Origin of the sequence: Micromonospora profundi (assembly GCF_011927785.1) — a bacterium.
Taxonomy (GTDB): Bacteria; Actinomycetota; Actinomycetes; order Mycobacteriales; family Micromonosporaceae; genus Micromonospora; species Micromonospora profundi.
Genome location: NZ_JAATJK010000001.1, coordinates 5,886,033 through 5,905,995 on the forward strand (window position 1 = coordinate 5,886,033; position 19,963 = coordinate 5,905,995).

A 19,963-nucleotide genomic window follows, 5' to 3' on the forward strand; every position below is an offset into this window, starting at 1 on the left:
TCAGCGACCCCCGGGGTCGGCGATGGCGGCTCGCATTATCTGGCCGCCGATGCGTGCGGCCTCGGCGCTCCCGCCACTGCCGGCCTGCTCCAGCACCACACACACCGCGGAGACCGGGTTGCCGTTCTTGTCCAGGGCGAAGCCGATGAACCAACCGTGGTCGGGGCGGTCCGGGGCGGACTGGGCGGTGCCGGTCTTGCCACCGACGGTGTAGCCGTTGATGGCTGCCTTCCGGCCGGTGCCGTTCTGCACCACGCTGACCATCATCTCGCGCAGGTCGGTCGCGACCTGACCGCTGACCGGCTGGCGCAGCTCCCGGGGCTTGGCGGTGTAGTAGCTGGTGGTCCGGTCCGGAGCGAGCAACTGCCGGACCAGGTACGGCCGCATCTGGCTGCCGTTGTTGGCGACCGCGCTCGCGATCAGGGCGCCTTCCAGCGGGGTCATCCGGACGTTGTTCTGCCCGATCGAGGACTGGGCGAGCGCGGCCGGGTCGGTGCTGCCGTCGGGGTTCTGCATGTCCCCGGTCCGGCTGGCCGCCGTGGGCAGGCCGCCCTCGCCGAGGTGACCCACTGTGAGGTCTTCCTGCTCGAACCCGAACTGCCGCGCCTTCTCCTTCACGGTGTCGGCGCCGAGGCGCACCCCGAGCTGGGCGAAGCCGGTGTTGCAGGATTCGGTGACCGCGTCCATCAGGGTGACCTGCGACTCGGGGCAGATCGACGGAGCGGCGTTGCGGATCTGGCTGCCGGAGGTGGGCGGCGTGTAGCTCGACCCGGCCGGGATCTGGGTGGTCTTGGTGACGCCGTTCTCCAGGGCTGCGGCGGCGATCACGATCTTGAAGGTGGAGCCCGGCGGCAGCGTCTCGCCGAGCGCGCGGTTCTTCAGCGGACCCTCCGGGTCCTGCTCCAGCTTGTTGAACGCCGCGGTCGCCTCATTGGTGTTGTGGCTGACCAGCGGGTTCGGGTCGAAGCTTGGCATCGAGACCAGCGCCTGTACCGCCCCGGTACGCGGGTCGATGGCGATCGCCGCGCCCTTCTTCGCCCCCACCTGGTTGTTGCGCAGCTGGTCGTACGCCACGTCCTGCGCCCGCTTGGAGAGCGTGAGCAGGACGTTGCCACCACCGGTCTCGTCACCGGTGAACAGGTCCTTGAACCGGTCGCCGATCAACTGGTCGCTGGTGCCGGCCAGGAAGTCGTTCTCCACCTGCTCGATGCCCTTGTCGGCCAGGTTGACAGGCTTGTAGCCGAGCACGTGGGCGTACTTGGCACCGCCCGGGTAGGAGCGCTGGAACTTCAGCTTGCCGGTGGTCTCCTTGCTGGTGGCCAGCGCGGTGCCGCCGGCCTCGATGTTGCCGCGCTTGCGCTTGTAGTCGGCAACCTGGACCCGACCGTTGTAGTCGCTGGTGCGGTATTCATCGGCCTTGTACGCCTGGATCCAGTTGAGGTTCGCGAAGAGCAGGCCGAACAGGACAATGACGACGACGCCGACGCGGCGCAGGGGTGCGTTCACGGCTTGATCACCTCCGTGGGAGCACCGTGCAACTGCTCGGGCGGGCCACCCGTCGGTCGGGCCGCCTTGCCACCACCACCGGTCACCGGACGGCGTGCGCCGTCGGAGACCCGCAGCAGCACCGCGATGAGCAGCCAGTTGGCCATCAGCGACGAACCACCGGCGGACAGGAACGGCGTGGTCTGACCGGTGAGCGGGATGAGCTTGCTGATGCCGCCGACGATCACGAAGACCTGGAGGCCCAGGGTGAACGCGAGACCGCCGGCGAGCAGCTTGCCGAACGAGTCACGCACCGCGAGCGCGGCGCGCAGGCCCCGCTCCACGATCAGCAGGTAGACCACGAGCAGCGCGGAGAGGCCGAAGAGGCCGATCTCCTCACCGATGCCGGCGAAGATGAAGTCGTTCTGCACCTCGGGCAGGATGTCCGGTTGGCCGCCGCCCGGCCCGGCGCCGAACAGCCCGCCCGTGCCGAGGGCGAGCAGGCCCTGGACGAGTTGGTAGCCCTTGCCGTGCGGATCGGCGAACGGGTCCAGCCAGATCTCCGCGCGCACGTAGAAGTTGGCGAACGGCCCACCGACCGTCGAGCCGAGGATGTAGGCGAGGTAGGCGCCCCCGAAGAAGAGGATCAGACCGATCAGCAGCCAACTGACCCGTTCGGTGGCGATGTAGAGCGTCACCACGAACATGCCGAAGTAGAGCAGCGAGGTGCCGAGGTCCTTCTCGAAGACCAGCACCAGGACGCTGATCAGCCAGACCACCACGACCGGGCCGAGGTCGCGCCCGCGCGGGAAGTCGATGCCGAGAAAACGCCGGCTGGCCAGCGACAACACCTCGCGCTTGCGCACCAGGTAGTAGGCGAAGAAGACAAGCAGCGCCAGCTTGGCGAACTCGCCTGGCTGGATGGAGAAGCCACCGACCCGGATCCACAGCTTCGCGCCGTTGATCTCGGAGATGCTGCTGGGCAGCACCGCCGGGAGCATCACCAGCACGATGCCGGCAAGCCCCAGGGTGTACGCGTACCGGGAGATCGAACGGTGGTCGCGCATGATGGCCAGCAGGACGGCGGCGAGGATCACCGAGGCGAGCGTCCAGGCCAACTGCCGGCCGCCGATACCGGCGAAGGTGGCCAGGCCCTCCCGGTCGGCAGGTGCCGCCTCGCCCAGGTCGATCCGGCGCAGGAAGCCCACCCCGAGGCCGTTGAGCAGGGCCACCGCAGGCAGCAGCGCCGGGTCGGCGTACGGGGCGAGGAACCGGATCACCAGGTGCAGGCCGAGGAAGACCGCGCCGACTGCGGCAGCGGGCATCCAGAAGTCCGGGGTGACAGTGTCCAGCAGGTTCGCCTCGACGGTCGCCATGTACGCGGCCACGATCACCATGGCCAACAGCAGCAGGGACAGCTCGGCGTTGCGACGTGACCGGGCCAGGCGTACGCCGGAATCCCCGCCCGTGGTGGCGGGCGAGGGTGCCGGTGTGGCCGCTACGGTCACGGGTGGGGTCCTTGTGATCTCAGCCGACGCTCACTCAGGAGACCGGCAGCCGGCCGGGTCGAGCCCCGGCGCTGTCGAATCGGAGGGCGTGGCGTCGGATGGGGAGGTCAGATCGGTGGCCGCGAGGGTCGGGCTTGCGCTGACGACCCCGTTGGGGGTCACCGGCGCCCCGGCGCTGGGGCTGCCGTTCGGCTCCGGGGTGGTCCCGGGAAGGGCGGTTGTCGGCGAGGCCGACGGCGTGCCGCCCACCGCCGTCGGGTCGGGCGGGCAGATCGGCTTCAGGTTCGGGTTGGTCGGGGTGTCGCTCGTCAGCTCGGCGAGCTGACGTTCGGCGTCCGGCTCGCTCTTGGCCCGGATGCCCACCTTGACGGTGTCCTGAGCGGCGACGGTGAGGTCGTCCAGCCGGGTGCTGCTGGTGCGGTGCACGGTGGAGAGGTCAACTCCGGCGATCTGCCCCTGGATGCCCCGGAAGACAGCGACCTGCCCTTCGTCGGTGGCACCCACGTAGTACTGGCGCTGCGTGTACGTCCAGCCGGCGAAGAGACCACCGCCGATGATCACCAGGATGGCCAGCGCCATCGCGGTGGCCCGCACCGGTCGGTGCCTCCGCTGCTCCGGCTCGTCGTCCGAGGACGTCGGCTCCTCCGGCACAGCCGGGCGCGGCGCGGAGAGCGCCGAGGCCCGGGCGGCAGGGGTCGAGTTGTCGGCGGAGGTGGCCATGCCCCGGTCCCGGGCGGCGGCGCCGCCCACGATCGGGGTCGCCTCGACGATGTCGTGGTCGGTGGCGTCGGCGATGATCACAGTGATGTTGTCCGGGCCGCCACCGCGCAGGGCGAGCTGAACCAGGCGCTCGACGCACTGCTGCGGGTCGGTGTACTCCCGCAGGGAATCACCGATCGTCTCGGCGCTGACCACACCCGACAGGCCGTCGCTGCAGATCAGGTAACGGTCACCGGGCAGCACCTGACGCACCGAATATTCGGGGTCGATGTCCCGGCCGTCCAGGGCGCGGGTCAGCAGCGAACGCTGCGGGTGGCTGCTCGCCTCCTCGGCGCTGATCCGGCCCTCGTCGACGAGCATCTGGACGTACGTGTCGTCCTTGGTGATCTGGGAGAACTCACCGTTGCGCAGCAGATAGGCCCGCGAGTCGCCGATGTGGACCATCCCCAGCTTGCTGCCGGAGAAGAGGGTCGCCGTCAGCGTGGTGCCCATCCCCTCCAACTGCGGGTTGGCGTCCACCGTGTCGCGGAGCTGTTGGTTGGCGGTGCCCACGGCCGAACGCAACGCGTCGACGAGGGCGTCCCCTGGGACGTCCTCGTCGAGCGGCGCCATGGCACCGATGACGATGTTGCTGGCGACGTCACCGGCGGCCATACCGCCCATGCCGTCGGCAACGGCGAGTAGCCGCGGCCCGGCGTAGACGGAGTCTTGATTGCCGTCACGGATCAGACCGCGGTCGCTGTGGGCCGCATAGCGCAGGGTCAGAGTCATGGCCGTAATTCGAGGGAAGTGCGGCCGATCCGGATCGGCACGCCGAGGGGGACGGGGGTTGGTCCGGTGACCTTAGCGCGATCGAGGTATGTCCCGTTAGTCGAGCCGAGGTCCTCGACGAACCACTGCCCCTCGCGCGGCATGAGCCGGGCATGCCGCGCGGAGGCGTAGTCGTCGGTGATGACAAGCGTGGAATCCTCGGCCCGACCGATGGTGATCTGCGCTTCACCGAGGGTGATCCGGGTGCCGGCCAGTTGACCGGCGGTCACCACCAGTTGATGGGCCGCCCGCCCCCGCTTCACCTTTGCTGGTTTGGCCGCCTGCTGCCCCGTCGAGGCGCCGACCGCTCGTGGTGCCGCCACCAGGCGACCGGACCGGGCTCCCGCGAAGAGGTCCCGACGGATCACACCGACCACCGTGAACACGAAGATCCACAGGAGGATCAGGAACCCGAACCGGGCGACGGTGATGACCAGTGCCGGCAAGGCGGCTCAGCCGTCCACGCGGAAGGTCAGCGTCGTGGTGCCGAGCTGGACCATGTCACCAGGGTTCAGGGCGACGGCGGAAACCCGCTGCCCGTTGACCATGGTGCCGTTCGTGGAGCCCAGGTCGGTCAGCACGACCTGGCCGCCGTCGAAATCCAGCCGGGCGTGTCGCCGGGAGATGCCGACGTCGGGCAGGCGCAGGTTGGCCTGGTCACCGCGACCGATCACCGTCGACCCCATCTGGAGGGGGTAGGTGCGGCCGTCACCGGAGACCAGCCGCACGTTGCGGCCACCACCGTGCCCGGGCGGCGGGCCGTAGCCCCCACCCTGGTCGTACGCGGGGTAGGCGGGCGGACCGGCGTCGTAGCCGGGTGCCGACACCGGGGCGACCTCGCCACCGGTGTAGACCTCGGCGGTGACGCGGAACATTCCCGTGTCCAGCCCCTCGCCCCGCTCGATCTCGACGATCACGTCGCCGTAGACCGTCCAGGCCTGCTCGCCGATGAACTCCGCCTGCGACTGGGCCAGTTCCTGGGCCAGCGCGGCGGCGTACGGGGCCAGCCGACTGTGGTCGAACGGCGAGAGATCGATCACGTAGCGGTTGGGCACCAGCGTCCGCCCACCGGCGAGGATCGCCTTGTGCGCCTCAGCCTCCCGCTGCATGGCATTGAGGATCTCCACGGGGTGGACCACCCCTTTGAAGACCTTGGCGAAGGCCCCTTCGACCAGGCCTTCCAGACGCTTCTCGAAGCGTTGCAGCACGCTCACCGGCTCCTCCTCGGGTCCCGAGGACATGATGGTATCCGGCCGGCGCGCGCGCAGCTCACACGCCGCTCGGCCCGCCTGCTACCGGCCTGTTCGGAAGGGCCGGGACTGCCGTGCTACTCTTTCGTCCGCCACGAACGGTAACCGGTCGAGGCGAGCACCCGGAACAGCCTAGTATCTCCGGGGTCCTGTTGGAGACAGCGGGCTCAGGGCAGCTAGAGTGGTCCGGGTTGTGCCACGGGGATGTGGCGGAATGGCAGACGCGCACGGTTCAGGTCCGTGTGCCCGAAAGGGCGTGGGGGTTCAACTCCCCCCATCCCCACCAGAGACGAGGGCTCCGCGGAATGCGGGGCCCTTCCGTCGTATCGGGGCGTGCCGGACATCACGCTATGCTCCGATGGATTCTGCCTCCGATGGACCAGGAGTGGCGTGTGACTGTCGCGTTGGTGACCGGCTCGGGTGGTCTGATCGGCTCCGAGGCGGTCCGGCACTTCGCCGGTCTCGGCCTGGACGTCGTCGGCATCGACAACGACATGCGCCGGTACTTCTTCGGCGAGGACGGCTCCACCTCGTGGAGCCTGGAGCGGCTGAGCCGGGACCTGGGTGACTCGTACACCCACTTCGCCGTGGACATCCGGGACCGCGACGGCCTTGAACAGGTCTTCAAGAAGTACGGCCCGGACATCGCCGTGGTGATCCACAGCGCGGCGCAGCCGAGTCACGACTGGGCGGCCAAGGAGCCGTACACGGACTTCGACGTGAACGCCGGCGGCACGCTCAACATGCTGGAGAACACGCGGCGGCACGCCATCGACGCGCCGTTCATCCACTGCTCGACGAACAAGGTCTACGGCGACCGGCCCAACAACCTGCCGCTTGTCGAGCTGGACACCCGGTACGAGCTGCCCGAGGACCACCGCTGGTACGAGGGCATCACCGAGGACATGTCGATCGACCACTCGCTGCACTCGGTCTTCGGCGCCTCGAAGGTCGCCGCGGACGTGATGGTTCAGGAGTACGGCCGCTACTTCGACATGAAGACCGCCTGTTTCCGGGGCGGCACGCTCACCGGCCCGGCGCACTCGGCCGCCGAACTGCACGGGTTCCTGGCGTACCTGATGCGCTGCGTCATGGAGGGCCGGACGTACAACCTGTTCGGCTACAAGGGCAAGATGGTCCGCGACGCGATCCACTCGCACGACGTGTTGACCGCGTTCGAGGCGTTCTTCCGGGCGCCCCGGTCGGCCGAGGTCTACAACCTGGGCGGCGGCCGGCACTCCAACACGTCGCACATCGAGGCGTTCCGCGTCGCCGAGGAGATCACCGGCCGCGAGGCGCGGATCAACTACGTCGAGCAGGCCCGCACCGGCGACCACCAGTGGTACGTGAGCAGCATGGGCCGCTTCGAGGAGCACTACCCGGACTGGAAAATCACGTACGACGTGCCGATGATCCTGCGGGAGATCTACGAGGCCAACGTGGACAAGTGGGTGCCGCAGTCATGACCGCACAGAGCAAGCGCAACGTGCTCGGCGTCCTGGTCGACGCCACCGACTACACCTCGGCCACCGACGCGGTGGTGACCGCGGCGCACGAGCGGCGCCCGTTCGCGCTCACCGCGCTGGCCGTGCACGGCGTGATGACCGGCGTACTGGACCGGCCGCACAACGCGCGGCTCAACTCCTTCGACGTGGTCACCCCGGATGGGCAGCCGGTGCGCTGGGCGCTCAACCTGCTGCACGACGCCGGGCTCACCGACCGGGTCTACGGGCCGACACTGACCCTGCACGTGCTCTCCCGCTTCGCCGACGAGGGACTGCCGGTCTACCTGTACGGCTCGACCGAGGAGACGCTTGCCAAGCTGATCCCCGCGTTGGAGCGGATGTTCCCGGCGCTGAAGATCGCCGGAGTGGAGCCGTCGAAGTTCCGTGCCGTCCAGCCGGGCGAGGACGCCGAGATCGCCGACCGCATCCGGTCCAGTGGCGCCCGGCTCGTCCTGGTCGGGCTCGGCTGCCCGCGCCAGGAGGTCTTCGCGTACGCCATGCGTCCGCTGCTGGACATGCCGCTGATGGCGGTCGGCGCGGCCTTCGACTACCACGCCGGGCTGCTGCGCCAGCCTCCGCCGTGGATGCAGCGCGCCGGCCTGGAATGGTTCTGGCGGCTCGGTCTGGAGCCGAAGCGCCTCTGGAAGCGTTACGTGATCCTCAACCCCGCCTACCTGACCCGGCTGGCCGGGCAGAAGACCGGCCTGTGGAAGGCCCGCCCGCCGGCCCCGGCCACCGAGCGACCGGCGACCTTCGCGGTCTGACCCCTTCCCCAATCGCGTACGGCGCGAGGCCCCACCCGCTTCGGGTGGGGCCTCGTGTCGTACGGGGACCGGTCAGACAGTCAGGGTCCAGCTGTTGATGTAGCCGGTGTCGGCCGAGTACACGTCACGAACCTGGAGCCGCCACGTGCCGTCGGCGGCCTCGCTGGACAGGTTGACCGTGTACGTGGCGATCACGTTGTCGGCGCTGTCCGAGCCCGAGTTCTTCAACCGGTACGAGCTACCGTCCGGGGCGAGCAGGTCGATGACCAGGTCACCGCGGTACGTGTGCACGATGTTCACCGCCACAGTGGAGGCCGACGACGCGCTACGGCCGCACCCGGAGATGGTGATCGCGCTGGTGACGGCCGACCCGGCGTCCGGGATCGTCACGTCGGTGGCGTTGGTGCCGGTGCAGCCGGTGGGCGGGGGCGGAGTGGTGCCGCCGCTGCCGACGTAGAGCAGCCGGTTCGGTGAGCCGGTGCCGGGGCTGGTCACGACGTTGGGGGTCGCGTTGGCGACAAGCTGGTCCCGGACCTGCTGCGGGCTCCAGCTCGGGTTTGCGCTGGCTACCAGGGCAGCCGCGCCGACCACGTGCGGGGTGGCCATCGAGGTGCCGCTGATCGTGTTGGTCGCGGTGTTGCTGGTGTGCCAGGCCGACGTGATCGACGACCCGGGCGCGAAGATGTCCAGGCAGGTGCCGATGTTGGAGAACGACGAACGGGCGTCGGTGTTCGTCGTCGAGCCCACGGTGATGGCCTCGGCGGTGCGGGCCGGCGAGGTGTTGCAGGCGTTGGCGCCGCTGTCGTTGCCTGCCGCGAGGCCGTACGTCACACCCGACGCGATCGAGTTGCGAACCGCTGTGTCCAGGGAGCTGTTCGCGCCACCGCCGAGGCTCATGTTCGCCACGGCCGGCTTGATCGCGTTCTGGGTGACCCAGTCGACACCGGCGATCACACCGGCGTTGGTGCCGCTGCCGGAGCAGTTCAGCACCCGTACGCCGACGAGTTGAACGCCCTTGGCGACGCCGTACGCGGAACCGCCGACGGTGCCGGCGACGTGCGTGCCGTGCCCGTTGCAGTCGTCGGCCGCTCCGCCGTCGACAGCGTCGAAGCCGGAGGTGGCCCGGCCGCCGAAGTCGCTGTGGGCGAAGCGGATGCCGGTGTCGATGATGTAGGCGTGCACGTTGCTCGCCGTGTTCGGGTAGGTGTAGGAGCTGTCCAGCGGCCGGTTGCGCTGATCGATCCGGTCGAGACCCCAGGAGGGCGGGTTGGCCTGCGTTCCGGAGATCGACACGGTGTGGTTCTGCTCGACGTACGCCACATCCGGGTCGGCGGCGATCCGGGCCGCCGCCTTCGCGCTGACGGTGACCTCGAAGCCACGCAGCGCCGTACCGTAGGTGCGGGCGATCGACCCTCCGTGCCTGCCGGTCAGCCGCTTCGCGGCGTCGCCGACCCGGCTGAGGGTGACGGCGCTGTCCTTGAGGACGACGATGTAGCTGTCCTGCACGGCGGTGGCTCCGCCGGCCTCCCGGACCACGCCGACGGGCTCGGCGGCCAGGGCGGGGGTACCGACGGCCAGCACTGTCGCCGTTGCCACCCCGACCAGTACGGACCTGCGTGGAAGACCCATTTCCCTACCTCCCTCCGACCGGCGGCGAAACGCGGCCACCGATCAACTCAATCGACACTTGCCGATCGAGCTGAGGGTAGATCGGCACGGTCGGCCAAGAAACATGTCGAAACGTCCATCACCTTGATGGGATGACCCCCTACGGGGCGGGCTTCCGGGGCGAACCGGGGACCGGCCCGGATTCGCTGAGCGTCGAATCGGGAAAGACTCTCCGACATGGAAAGTCAGCTCGCCATCCTGTTGCCGGTAGCCGCCGTCTGGCTGGCCGCCGGGGTCCTGGCCGACCGACTGCCCCGGCTGCGCGACGCGAGCGCGCTGCGACGGCGTACCGGATTGTTGCTGGCACTGGCACTGACCGGCGTGACGCTCGTCGCGGCGGTGGCCGTCGGCGGGCTGTTCAGCGCCGGCACCGCGCCTGTCGACCGGGCCGCCGCCGCCCTCGCCCTCGCCACCGGGCCGGCGCTCGTGGTGGCAATCTGCTCCCTGCGGCGGATCCGCCGACTCCGGGCCGGGGCCGGCGCGTTCGATACGGCACCCGGCACGCCCGCCCCGCACGGGCTGCGCGCCGCCGCGGCGCACCCGCTCGTCGGGTTGCCGTTGCAGGTGACCGCCCTGGCGACAATGCCCGCGGTGATCGCGGCGGCCGGCGCGGACCTCGGCGCGGAGCCCGGGGTCGCCGGGCCGGCGATCACCGTCGGCGCACTCGCGGTGGCGGCCATCGGCGTCCGGCACGCACTTCGGCACAACCGGCTCGCCGAGCGGACCCAGCAGGCCGCGCCACGCTCAGCGCGGGCGACCGGACCCCTGCACGTATAGCAACTCCAGGATCGCCCGGGTCGCCTCGAACCAGCGGTCCAGCCAACCCGGCGGCGGCACGCTGCCCTTCGGGGGCAACTCCATGAGCAGGCCACGCAGCAGCGGGTGGTCGGCCAGCGACGCGGTGGGCTCCACCGGCCAGCCGGTCGGCGGGAACGACGGCTCGACTAGCGGGTTCGGGTCCAGCGAGGGCAGCGAGAGCGGTGCATCGCCCGCCTCGGAGTCCGTCGACTCCCGGCCGTTCAACTCCTGCTCGGTCGAGACCACCTCGGTCAGTACGGTGTCCCGACGTGCCCCGCGGTACTTGCCACCGAACCGCTCCGGCTTACCCGGACCGTTGGTGAGGTTGTCTGAACCGATCGTCGTCATCCGTCTCGCCTACCTCGTTCGGGTGCGGTCGGTGCGGCGGTCGTGATCAGCGCCGTACCGACCGGTTCAACGAGGCGGACCCGCTGTGGCGACGGGAATCCCGGCGGAACCTCACCCGCACCTGTCGATCCGGCGGCCCGACAGCCCGCAATCGGGGACGCGGAAGGTCCCCGCCCGGTCGGGGCCGGACGGGGACCTCAGCTGACCTCCGGGTCAGGACGCGCTCAACACACCACCCCTGGCGCCGGCGACGAAGGCGTGCCAGTCACCGGGAGCGAAGACCAGCGCCGGTCCGGCCTTGTCCTTCGAATCCCGAACTCCGACAGCCCCGGTCACGTACGCCACCTCCACGCAGTTGTCACAGTTCGGCCCGCTCTTCGAGCTCTTGAACCACGTTGCCTGCGTCAGGTCCACGGGGAACCCCTTGGTCGCCATCTCGGCTCCTCTGCCAGTTTTGCGATGTGTGCGACGGACTCCTCCGGACGAATGGCCGCAGCACGGATGTGATCGAAGATGAAGCTGTACTTCTGCAGTTCGTCGCTCTTCTCGAGGAAGAGCCCACCCGTGGCGTTCTCCGCGTACACCACATCCGGATCACCGGGCTCGGGGAAGCTGAGGATCGTGAAGGTCCCGTCCATGCCGGCGTGCGCTCCCACCTCGAAGGGCAGGATCTGCAGCGTCACGTTCGGCAACTCGGCCACTTCGACCAACCGCCTGAGCTGGCCACGCATCACCTCGTCCCCGCCCACCGGCCTGCTTACCACCGCCTCATCGAGCACCACCCACAGATCGACCGGATCGTCCTGGGTCAATAACGACTGGCGGCCGAGACGGACACGCACCCGCTGGTGCACCTGGTCGGCGGTGAAGTCCGGGCGGGCGGCGCGGATCATCGCACCGGCGTACTCCTCGGTCTCCAACAGACCGGGGACCACCTGCTGCTCGTACGCCCGGATCGAACTCGCGGCGGCCTCCAGCCCGACGTACGCCCCGACGAGCACGGTGCTGTACGGATGCCACCAGCCCTTCTGCCGGGCCTCCCGGGCGATCTGCACGAGTTCGTCGCTCTCGGCGCCCACCACGCCGTAGATCCGCAGCATGTCCCGCACGTCGCGTGGGGTGGCGGTGGTGTGCCCGGTCTCGATCCGGGAGACCTTGGACGCCGAGCACTCCAACTGCTCGGCGACGACCTCGATGGTGATGCCCGCCGACTCCCGCTGCCGGCGCAACTCCGCACCGAGCCTCCGGCGCCTGATGGTCGGGCTGCGCCGCTCACTCATCGCGCGACCTCTGCGTCCGAGGCTTCCGCTGGTTGCTCGACCCCACTCGGGCTACCTCCGGTCGACGCGCCACTGGCTGCCGCCCGCCGGAGGCGCGACCGTCGACCGGCGGGCGTTCGCGGCGAGGGGTGTGGTGCCCGGCATCGGACGGCCGCGACGGCGAAACCGGCCCCCAGTGTGACGCCAGCACGCGTATGCCTTCAAGCAGCGGTTTGCGTGTCGGACTCACGTATTGGCAAAAGTCGACGTGCAACTTGCATGAAGCACGTCACTGATGCACTCTGTCCGTATGGCACGGATCACTCAGCGTTCCGATCCGCTCTCCGGGTGTGGTGACCCGGGGCGCTGCTCGGGGCACGGGCCGGGCCAGCGACACACGGATCTGCCCCCGGGGTAAGGACCCCACCGCTGCAAGCCAGCCGGCTGTGGCGGTGGGCGCGGTTCCCGGAGGCGGTCAGGTGATGGTCGGGTGGCGGCACGCCACCAGCGGGTACGGCCCGACCACCGCCATCCCGCACCACCGGCCCACGAGGCGCGACCCCGTCACCGGGCCATGACGTCCCCGACAGTCACCGCCGGCACCCCGCCGGCCGACCCTCCCAGGAGCCCATGTGCTTCCCCGCTCCGGTGACGTACTGCATGTGACTCGCGCGGCGAGTGTCCAGTTCCTCAGGCCCATCATGTTCCGGGTGATCCGGGTGCTCGAGTGGCCGACCTACGATGGCTGGCTCTGGCTCGACGGCTACGAACTCAACACCGCTGGCGACGCGGTCAACCGACGGTCGATCTTCGTTCAGCGGGACGGGCTGCACCAGGTGCAGGCCGCACCGCAGCCCCGCCCGCACACCGTACGGGCCCGCCGGTCGGTGGCCCGTACCCCGGTTGCAGTTGGCTGACCAGCCCGATCCGCCGCCGGTGGGCGTGCCGTCGCCATAGAATTGGTACGCCCACCCCGGCACCGTTCCACCCGCACGTCCAGGACCCTGAGCCTGGGATGGTTCATGGTCAATCAGCCCGCCATGCGGCGGCACCACCGCTCCCGTATCACCTGTGCTCTCGGACTTCTCGCCCTGCTCGGGGCCGTGACCATCCTCGTGGTCCTGGCCCGCGACCCGGCGCTGTCGTCCACACGCCTGGTCACTCCGGTGCCGGCTCCCGAGATCACCGTGGTCGACTCCGACCCGGCTGACGACGCAGCCGGCTGGATCGGCGCCGAACCACCGGAGGAACAGCCCGAAACGACAGGCCCGGCCGCCGGCTCCGGTGCCGGCGGTCAGTCCAACGGCCAGCAGGAGACCACCGACGCGGCCCCGGCCAGGCACACCGCTACGGACGTCCGCCGCTCACTGTTCTGGTCCGGCCTCTTCGGCCTCACCATCTCGCTGGCCGGTCTCGGTCTGGTCGGCACCCGCCGTCGGATGTGGTGAGCGCCGGTCACGGCATGCCGGTCCCCGGCGGTCACGGCGTGCCCGTCGGGCTCGGGCTGGCCGAGCCGGTACCCGTCGACGGCCGCCCCTGCGAGATCACCAGCAGCACCTCCTCGTCGGTCGACACGGACGTGCCGGCCTCCGGCTCGGTGCTCACCACAGTGCCCGGCGGCAACTCCGACTGTCGGTACACCACCCGGTAGGCCAGGCCGAGCCGGTCCAGCAGCCCTTCCGCCGTGGCCTGTGTCAGGCCGGTCAGCGGCGGCACCGGCACCTGCTCCGGCGGGGCGCTCGTCGGTGGGCTGCTCGGCGTCGCACTTGTCGGTGCCGCCGATGTGGGCGCGGCGCTGGTCGGCGCTGCCGAGGTAGCAGTGGCCGACGGCAGCGACGGAGTCGGCCCGGGGTTGTCGGGGTCGTCATCCCGCGCGTCGAGCAGGACCCACACCGCCGCGCCGAGCAGTCCGGCGAGGAGTAGGGCGAGCACACCCCAGAGGATGGGCAGCCACCAGCGCCGGCCACCCTGCTCCTCGACGTACCAGTCTCCGGTGGGCTCGGCCGGCCGGGGCGCCTGCACCTCGGCGCGCCCGGACCACGGCGGCGTCGTCGACCGCTCGACAGGCATCCGCGCCGTCCGGTCGCCCGCCGGCCCCGCCCGGTCGAACGGCACGGTCTGCTCCGGCGACGCTTCACGCCCAGCGGCTGCGGTCCGGTCGATCGGCATCGTCTCGTCCGGCGACCCGGAACGCCCAGCCGCCGCAGTGCGGTCGAACGGCACGGTCTCGTCCGGCGACGCTTCGGGCTTCGGGGGCGGTAGGGCGTGCGTCCGGTCGTCGTCGGGCTCCCCGGTGGGCGGCTCCTGGCGGTCGTCGCTCATCGCACGTCCTTTCCCGAACCGGGCGGGCGGCACGGCCCTCGACCGCCAACCTAACCGCCCAGGTCGACCTGGGCCGGGATCAGCGACGTGAACCGCGTGCCGCAGGACGGTCGGCCGCGCTCGCCTGGCCGAGCGGGTACGCCGGTGGGCCGGCCGGTCAGGGGGTGGGTTTTGTCGTCGGCTGGTCCGGTGCCGCCCCGCACCAGATGCTGACCTCGTCGTTCCAGCGGGCCGGGCCGTCCTCGGCCGGGTCCTGCCGGCTGACCTCACCGCTGCGCCCACTGCGGTAGCGCGGGTAGAGACCCGCGTCGACCAGGTCGTCGGCCGCTTCGGCGCACTCGTCGCCGACCACGTCGGGCACCTCGGCGGCCGGTGCAGGGCCGGCCACCTGAAGTTGCACTGTGGTGCCCCGGGTCACCTGGGTGCCCACGGCCGGCGAGGTGCTCTCGACTGTGCGGCCGCTGCCGGTGCCGAAGACAAGTCTCCAGCCCAGCCGCTGCTTGCGCAGCGTTTCCCGTGCCTGCTCGAAGTCGGTACCGATGACCGGTGGCACTGTCAGCCCCGCCGCCTTGGTGGTGGCGGACGTCCGAGGTGCGGCGGGAGTGGTCCGGCCCGCGGCCGGTCGGGACGGGGTGACCCGGTCCGTCGGCGTGGGGGTCGCGCTCGCCGCCGCCTGCCGATCAGCCTGGGACGTGTCGCCCTCGCCGGCCAGCAGCCAACCGCCTGTCGCACCGACAGCCACGAGGAGTACGGCGACCAGCCCGCCGCCGAGCAGCACGCTGGCCCGGCCACCGCCGCCGCTTCCGGTGGAATCCTGCCGACCCGTGTCCGCGTCCGTCATACCGCCCACCGCCTCATCACCGGCGACCGTACCGTCTGCCGCCCAACCCGTTGTGCTGACAGTACAAACCGGCGGGTCGCTGCGACTCGCCGCGTCGACGACGGGACGTTACGCTGCCCGGCATGGCCAGACGGGGCTGGGGAGTATCGATCGTGACAGCGGTCGGGGTCGCTGCCGGCGCGGGCGCGGCGCAGCTGGGCTTCGGCTACGGACTGGGCGTCATCACCTGGACACCCACCGACGCCGGAGCCAACGACACGGCCTGGGCGGACGGCCTCGCCTGGGCAAGTTGGCTCGCCGCCAGCTCGACAGTGCTCGGTGCGGTCTGCGCACAGCGGCTGCACCACCGTTCCGTACCCGCGCCTGCGACAAGCGCTGAGCCGACCCCGACGGCCGAGCCCGACCGTGCGGAGTCGACGGCGGTCGAGGCAGGTCGGACGCCACCGGTCGAAGGCACCGACAAGGTTCGGGGCACGACGGCAGGTCGGTCGACGCGGGAGGCAGACCCGCAGCGCGGCGAACGGGACGGTCTGCTCCGCAGCCTTGCGTTGGCGCTCGCCGCCGGGCTGGGTGGGCTGGTCACCGTTCTGCTTGTCGCCGTGCCGGCCCGGGTCGCGGTGGGTGCCGACACCAGCGTGCCGCAGCGGGTGGCCGCCCTGCACGCGACGCTGGGCATCCTGATCGGCGTCCTCGTCGCGCTGTGGGCGCTGCGCTCGCGTACCGCCGCCTTGAACGTCACCGCCACGGCCGCCTGGCTCTGGCTGCTCGCGGTGGTGTCGGTGGTCGACGGAGTACGCGTCGGACGCGGGCTGACCGGCGCCCAACTCGGCACCTGGCAGCTCGACCCGGACCACGCGCGGTACTGGATCGGGGGGCAGCTCTACTGGCCCGGCGCGCTGCTGGCGCTCATTCCCGCTCTGCTGATCGGTGCGCTCGCCGCACGCCGCGCCGCACGCGCGGGCGGGCATCGGGTCGGCGCGGCGGCCTCCGGCGCGGCCGGCCCGCTCCTCGTGGCGCTCGCCTACCTGACCACCGTGCCGCGCTGGGCGACGCTGGGCCCCGCGCAGTTCTCCACGCAGCTCATCGCCCCCTACGCGGTGATCGCCGGCATCGGCGGTTCGGTGCTGGTCGCCGTCTTGGCCGAGCGCGCCGACCGGCGTCGGGCAGCCAGCCGGGAGGCGACCACATCGGAACCGGCGGCGGTGGACCCGGCAGCAGATGCCGGTCCGCCCCCGGCCACCGGCACAGCTCCGGGGGCCGACCCTCGGTCGACGTCGACGGTCGGGGCGCTTTCGGCCGAGCCGTCGGACGGGCTCACCGCCGCGCAGGACGCCACCGCCTCCGCCCCGCCGACGAGCCGGGCGACGCGATCCCGGAGCCGGGACGCCGCAGTGCCCCGGCCACGCGACGCCGACGCATCCCCGACCCGGGGCAGCGCCGTTCCTCCGCGCCGCGACGGCGTACCCCAGGTGCCGGCACCGCGCACGGACCCGGATCTATCGGATCCGGCCGACGCCATCGGCGGCGAGCCGGCCGAGAGCCCCGCCCCGAGCAGCCGGCGTCGCCGGCCGAGCCGCCCCGGCACCGACTGACCCTGCCTGCGCCGATCACCAGCGGTGGGCGGCCTTCTCCCGGTACGCGTGCGCCACGACCGGGCGGTCGGGTCAGTCGACGGGCCAGGTGTGGACCGGTTCGTTGCTGTGCTGGAGTTCGGCGTAGCGCTGGACCATGTGGTGCAGCGCCGCTGTCCGGTCCATCCCCCGGCGTCGCTCCGCCGCCCAGACCGCCTCGGTCTGCCACACGGCGCCGTTGCGGCCGGTCCGGCAGCGCTGCTCGATGATGCCGAGCAGCCGGTCCCGCTGCGCCGGGTCGACACCGAACCCGTCCAGGCCTGTGGCCGCTGTGGGCAGCAACTGGTCCAGCACCAGCTTGGTGACCGGTACGTCGCCGAGGCGGGGCCAGTGCAGCACCGCGTCCAGGCCGCGCCGGGCCGCCGCGTGGAAGTTCTCCTCGGCGGAGCTGAACGTGAGCTGACTCCAGATCGGCCGGTCCGACTCGGCCAGGCCGCGGGCCAGCCCGAAGTAGAAGGCCGCGTTGGCCAACATGTCGACAACCGTCGGGCCGGCCGGCAGCACCCGGTTCTCCACCCGCAGGTGTGGGCGGCCGTTCATGATGTCGTAGATCGGGCGGTTCCACCGGTAGACAGTGCCGTTGTGCAGCCGCAGCTCACCCAGCTCGGGCACCCCACCTGCGTGCAGCACCTCCACCGGGTCCTCGTCCTCACAGATCGGCAGCAGTGGCGGGAAGTAGCGGACGTTCTCCTCGAAGAGGTCGAAAATCGAGGTGATCCAGCGCTCGCCGAACCACACCCGGGGGCGTACTCCCTGGGCCTTCAGCTCGTCCGGACGGGTGTCGGTTGCCTGTTTGAACAGGGCGATCCGGGTCTCGGCCCAGAGTTGGCGGCCGTACAGGAACGGCGAGTTGGCGCCGACGGCCACCTGCACCCCGGCGATGGCCTGGGACGCGTTCCAGTAGTCGGCGAAGCTGTCCGGCGCGACCTGGAGGTGGAACTGGAGACTGGTGCAGGCCGCCTCGGGGGCGATCGAGTCGGTGTGCGTCTGCAACTGCTCGACGCCACGGATGTCGAGCTCGATGGCCTCACCTCGGGCACCGACGATCTGGTCGTTGAGCACCCGGTAGCGCTCGTTTGTGGACAGGTTGTCCTCCACCAGGTGGCCCTCGGTGAGAGTGGGCAGGATGCCGACCAGGACGATCTTCGCGTCGGACTTGGCGGCCCGCTCGTCGGCTCGGGAGAGGCTGCTGCGCAGGTCGTGTTCGTAGTCGGCGAAGCCGGTGCCCTCGATCAGCCGGGGTTCGGCGTTGAGTTCCAGGTTGAACTGCCCCAGCTCGGTCTGGAAGAGCGGATCGGCGATGTCGGCGAGGATCTCCTCGTTACGCATCGCCGGCTCGGCCGCCGAGTCGACAAGGTTGAGCTCGATCTCCAGGCCGGTCATCGGCCGGTCGGCGTCGAACCCGAAGTCGTCGAGCATCAGGGCGAAGACGTCCAGGCACCGCCGGACCTTCTGCCGGTAGCGGACGCGGTCCTCCCGGGTGAAGGCGCCCTGCGAGACGTCCCTGCCCATTGTGTCCTCCCGACGCCGGCGCGGTCGGGATCCTGCCGTCCCGGAAAGCGCATTGTGAACCACCACGTTAGGAGCGCTCGCCTGGCCAGGGCCAGGGGCCTACGGCGGTGATCCGACGCCGACCGGAGCGAGCACGCTCGTGGCGCCATCTGTACCCCGCCGAGACCTGTCCGACCCGATGACGATGCGAACAGCTCGTGACAATTCACACGGACCCGAGACGACGCCGGGCCCACGCCGAACGTACGGCGTGGGCCCGGCGTACCGGTGATCCGGGGGGATCAGGCCTGGCGGATGGCCTCGCCCTCGATCTCGATCTTGATCTTCTTGCCGACCAGCACGCCACCGGTCTCCAGGGCGACGTTCCAGGTCAGGCCGAACTCCTCGCGGTCGATCTCGGTGCTCGCGGAGAAGCCGAAGATGTCCTGCCCGAACGGGCTGCGGCCGACGCCCTCGAACTCCACCTCAAGCTCGACCGGACGCGTGACGTCCTTGATGGTCAACTCACCGTTGAGGACGAATTCGTTGCCACGGCGGGACTTGACGCCGGTGCTGCGGAACTCCAGGGTCGGGTACTTCTCGACCTCCAGGAACTCGGGGCTGCGCAGGTGCGCGTCCCGGTCGGCCTGAGTGGTGTCGATGCTGGCACCCTGGATGGTCGCGACGACCGAGGACTGCAACGGGTCCTCGGCGACGGTGATGGTGGCGGTTGCCTCGTTGAACTCACCGCGGACCCTGCTCACCATCATGTGCCGGACGACGAAGCCGACCCGCTTGTGCGCCGCGTCCAGCACGTAGGTGCCGGGCGCCGGGATGGTAAGGCCGTCCCAGTCGCGGGTAACCGCATCGGTGCTGCTGGTCATGCTGGAGCCTCCAGGAAGATTTCGTTCAGTAGCCTAATGACTGCCTGAGCAACTATACCTCTAACAATATTCCCCGTGTCAATAACTGGTAGGATGAGCGAGTGACAAACGTGTTCGACGATCCTCGGATCACTGCCGTCGGCCTGCTCTACGAGGCGCATGCTGGGCTGTCGGCCCGGTTCTCCGCCCAACTGGAAGAGCACGGCCTGTCCGCTGTCGAGTTCGAGGTGATCACCCGACTGGCCCGCTCGCCGGGCAACCAACTACGGATGACCGACCTGGCCGCCCAGACCTCCCTGTCCACAAGCGGGGTGACCCGGGTGGTGGACAGGATGGAACGCGACGGGTTACTCACCCGCCGCGCCTGCCCCAACGATCGACGCAGCTCGTACGCGGTGGTCACTGCGGCCGGCATGCAGCGGCTCGACGAGACGATGCCCGGACACCTGCTGATCATCGAGCAGTGGTTCACCGGTCAACTCGACCCCGACGCCCTTGCGGCACTGCTCGACGGCCTGCGCCGCGTACGGGACGCCGTACATCCCGGTGCCACCGCCGGCAGTGACGACGTCACGCCGGAGCACGAGCTGGTCGACATCGAGGAGCCCGACGGTACGGCCTGACCCGCCGGCCACTCCCGCCGTATGAAACCACCCGGGAGTGGTGCCCGGCACCGGCA

General features: G+C 70.5%; 20 protein-coding genes and 1 tRNA gene. 8 read left to right on the forward strand and 13 right to left on the reverse strand.

All coding sequences use genetic code 11. The features are described 5' to 3' along the window. Genes F4558_RS26260 through F4558_RS26280 form a run of 5 tightly spaced genes read right to left on the reverse strand, consistent with a single transcriptional unit; the run spans position 1 to position 5,764 of the window. Positions 1 to 1,506: a peptidoglycan D,D-transpeptidase FtsI family protein gene (locus F4558_RS26260; RefSeq protein WP_167946374.1), complete on the reverse strand. Its 1,506-nt coding sequence runs from the start codon at positions 1,504 to 1,506 to the stop codon at positions 1 to 3. Then, positions 1,503 to 2,993, reverse strand: coding sequence for an FtsW/RodA/SpoVE family cell cycle protein (locus F4558_RS26265; protein ID WP_167946376.1), 1,491 nt, complete (start codon positions 2,991 to 2,993; stop codon positions 1,503 to 1,505). Before F4558_RS26265 ends, F4558_RS26260 begins: the two co-directional genes overlap by 4 nt. Before the next feature lie 30 nt (positions 2,994 to 3,023). After that, the gene (locus F4558_RS26270; protein WP_053651799.1) at positions 3,024 to 4,484 is read right to left on the reverse strand and encodes a protein phosphatase 2C domain-containing protein; all 1,461 of its coding nucleotides are present in this window, start codon (positions 4,482 to 4,484) and stop codon (positions 3,024 to 3,026) included. After that, positions 4,481 to 4,969, reverse strand: coding sequence for an FHA domain-containing protein FhaB/FipA (locus F4558_RS26275; RefSeq protein ID WP_053651797.1), 489 nt, complete (start codon positions 4,967 to 4,969; stop codon positions 4,481 to 4,483). The genes F4558_RS26270 and F4558_RS26275 overlap by 4 nt, the downstream gene beginning before the upstream one ends. A gap of 6 nt (positions 4,970 to 4,975) precedes the next feature. After that, positions 4,976 to 5,764 (reverse strand): FHA domain-containing protein, encoded by a 789-nt coding sequence (locus tag F4558_RS26280; protein WP_007454122.1) that lies wholly within the window; start codon positions 5,762 to 5,764, stop codon positions 4,976 to 4,978. Between the two features lie 209 nt (positions 5,765 to 5,973). Between F4558_RS26280 and F4558_RS26285 the strand changes: the two genes are divergently transcribed. From F4558_RS26285 to F4558_RS26295, 3 genes are all read left to right on the forward strand, one after another. After that, positions 5,974 to 6,059 (forward strand) — tRNA-Leu (locus tag F4558_RS26285). Positions 6,060 to 6,123: 64 nt separating this feature from the next. Continuing rightward, positions 6,124 to 7,239 carry an NAD-dependent epimerase/dehydratase family protein gene (locus F4558_RS26290; protein ID WP_209273406.1) on the forward strand — a complete coding sequence of 372 codons (1,116 nt, stop codon included), beginning with the start codon at positions 6,124 to 6,126 and terminating at the stop codon, positions 7,237 to 7,239. After that, positions 7,236 to 8,042: a WecB/TagA/CpsF family glycosyltransferase gene (locus F4558_RS26295; protein WP_053652339.1), complete on the forward strand. Its 807-nt coding sequence runs from the start codon at positions 7,236 to 7,238 to the stop codon at positions 8,040 to 8,042. The genes F4558_RS26290 and F4558_RS26295 overlap by 4 nt, the downstream gene beginning before the upstream one ends. A 72-nt stretch (positions 8,043 to 8,114) precedes the next feature. Here F4558_RS26295 and F4558_RS26300 read toward each other — a convergent pair whose 3' ends face one another. After that, complete coding sequence (locus F4558_RS26300; protein ID WP_167946380.1) at positions 8,115 to 9,671, reverse strand: S8 family peptidase; 1,557 nt, start codon at positions 9,669 to 9,671, stop codon at positions 8,115 to 8,117. A 216-nt stretch (positions 9,672 to 9,887) separates the two neighbouring features. Between F4558_RS26300 and F4558_RS26305 the strand changes: the two genes are divergently transcribed. Then, positions 9,888 to 10,487, forward strand: coding sequence for a hypothetical protein (locus tag F4558_RS26305; protein ID WP_053651791.1), 600 nt, complete (start codon positions 9,888 to 9,890; stop codon positions 10,485 to 10,487). On the opposite strand, the gene F4558_RS26310 is transcribed toward F4558_RS26305, so the two are convergent. The 3 genes from F4558_RS26310 to F4558_RS26320 all read right to left on the reverse strand — a co-directional run bounded on the left by F4558_RS26310 (position 10,455) and on the right by F4558_RS26320 (position 12,136). Further along, positions 10,455 to 10,856, reverse strand: a complete 402-nt coding sequence (locus F4558_RS26310; protein WP_053651789.1) for a hypothetical protein — start codon at positions 10,854 to 10,856, stop codon at positions 10,455 to 10,457. The two genes, F4558_RS26305 and F4558_RS26310, sit on opposite strands and share 33 nt — an antisense overlap. A 213-nt stretch (positions 10,857 to 11,069) precedes the next feature. Further along, on the reverse strand, positions 11,070 to 11,291 hold the full coding sequence (locus F4558_RS26315) for a DUF397 domain-containing protein (protein WP_053651787.1): 222 nt from the start codon (positions 11,289 to 11,291) through the stop codon (positions 11,070 to 11,072). Continuing rightward, positions 11,261 to 12,136: a helix-turn-helix domain-containing protein gene (locus tag F4558_RS26320; RefSeq protein ID WP_053651784.1), complete on the reverse strand. Its 876-nt coding sequence runs from the start codon at positions 12,134 to 12,136 to the stop codon at positions 11,261 to 11,263. The genes F4558_RS26315 and F4558_RS26320 overlap by 31 nt, the downstream gene beginning before the upstream one ends. 611 nt (positions 12,137 to 12,747) lie before the next feature. Here F4558_RS26320 and F4558_RS26325 point away from each other — a divergent pair. Both F4558_RS26325 and F4558_RS26330 read left to right on the forward strand, forming a co-directional pair. After that, entirely contained in the window at positions 12,748 to 13,032 is a 285-nt protein-coding gene (locus tag F4558_RS26325; RefSeq protein ID WP_053651782.1) for a hypothetical protein, read from the forward strand. Positions 13,033 to 13,137: 105 nt separating this feature from the next. Next, positions 13,138 to 13,563, forward strand: coding sequence for a hypothetical protein (locus tag F4558_RS26330; protein ID WP_053651780.1), 426 nt, complete (start codon positions 13,138 to 13,140; stop codon positions 13,561 to 13,563). Positions 13,564 to 13,594: 31 nt separating this feature from the next. Here F4558_RS26330 and F4558_RS26335 read toward each other — a convergent pair whose 3' ends face one another. Next, positions 13,595 to 14,437, reverse strand: coding sequence for a PASTA domain-containing protein (locus F4558_RS26335; RefSeq protein ID WP_053651778.1), 843 nt, complete (start codon positions 14,435 to 14,437; stop codon positions 13,595 to 13,597). Positions 14,438 to 14,594: 157 nt separating this feature from the next. Beyond that, positions 14,595 to 15,278 carry a PASTA domain-containing protein gene (locus F4558_RS26340; RefSeq protein ID WP_167946382.1) on the reverse strand — a complete coding sequence of 228 codons (684 nt, stop codon included), beginning with the start codon at positions 15,276 to 15,278 and terminating at the stop codon, positions 14,595 to 14,597. Between the two features lie 122 nt (positions 15,279 to 15,400). Between F4558_RS26340 and F4558_RS26345 the strand changes: the two genes are divergently transcribed. Further along, positions 15,401 to 16,870, forward strand: coding sequence for a hypothetical protein (locus F4558_RS26345; RefSeq protein WP_209273407.1), 1,470 nt, complete (start codon positions 15,401 to 15,403; stop codon positions 16,868 to 16,870). A 72-nt stretch (positions 16,871 to 16,942) separates the two neighbouring features. On the opposite strand, the gene F4558_RS26350 is transcribed toward F4558_RS26345, so the two are convergent. Both F4558_RS26350 and F4558_RS26355 read right to left on the reverse strand, forming a co-directional pair. Then, a complete protein-coding gene (locus F4558_RS26350) occupies positions 16,943 to 18,421 on the reverse strand; it encodes a glutamate-cysteine ligase family protein (RefSeq protein WP_053651771.1) in 1,479 nt (492 codons plus the stop codon). 281 nt (positions 18,422 to 18,702) lie between these two features. Then, positions 18,703 to 19,284, reverse strand: coding sequence for a YceI family protein (locus tag F4558_RS26355; protein ID WP_053651769.1), 582 nt, complete (start codon positions 19,282 to 19,284; stop codon positions 18,703 to 18,705). A gap of 101 nt (positions 19,285 to 19,385) precedes the next feature. Between F4558_RS26355 and F4558_RS26360 the strand changes: the two genes are divergently transcribed. Then, complete coding sequence (locus tag F4558_RS26360; protein WP_053651767.1) at positions 19,386 to 19,907, forward strand: MarR family winged helix-turn-helix transcriptional regulator; 522 nt, start codon at positions 19,386 to 19,388, stop codon at positions 19,905 to 19,907. Positions 19,908 to 19,963 lie beyond the last annotated feature (56 nt).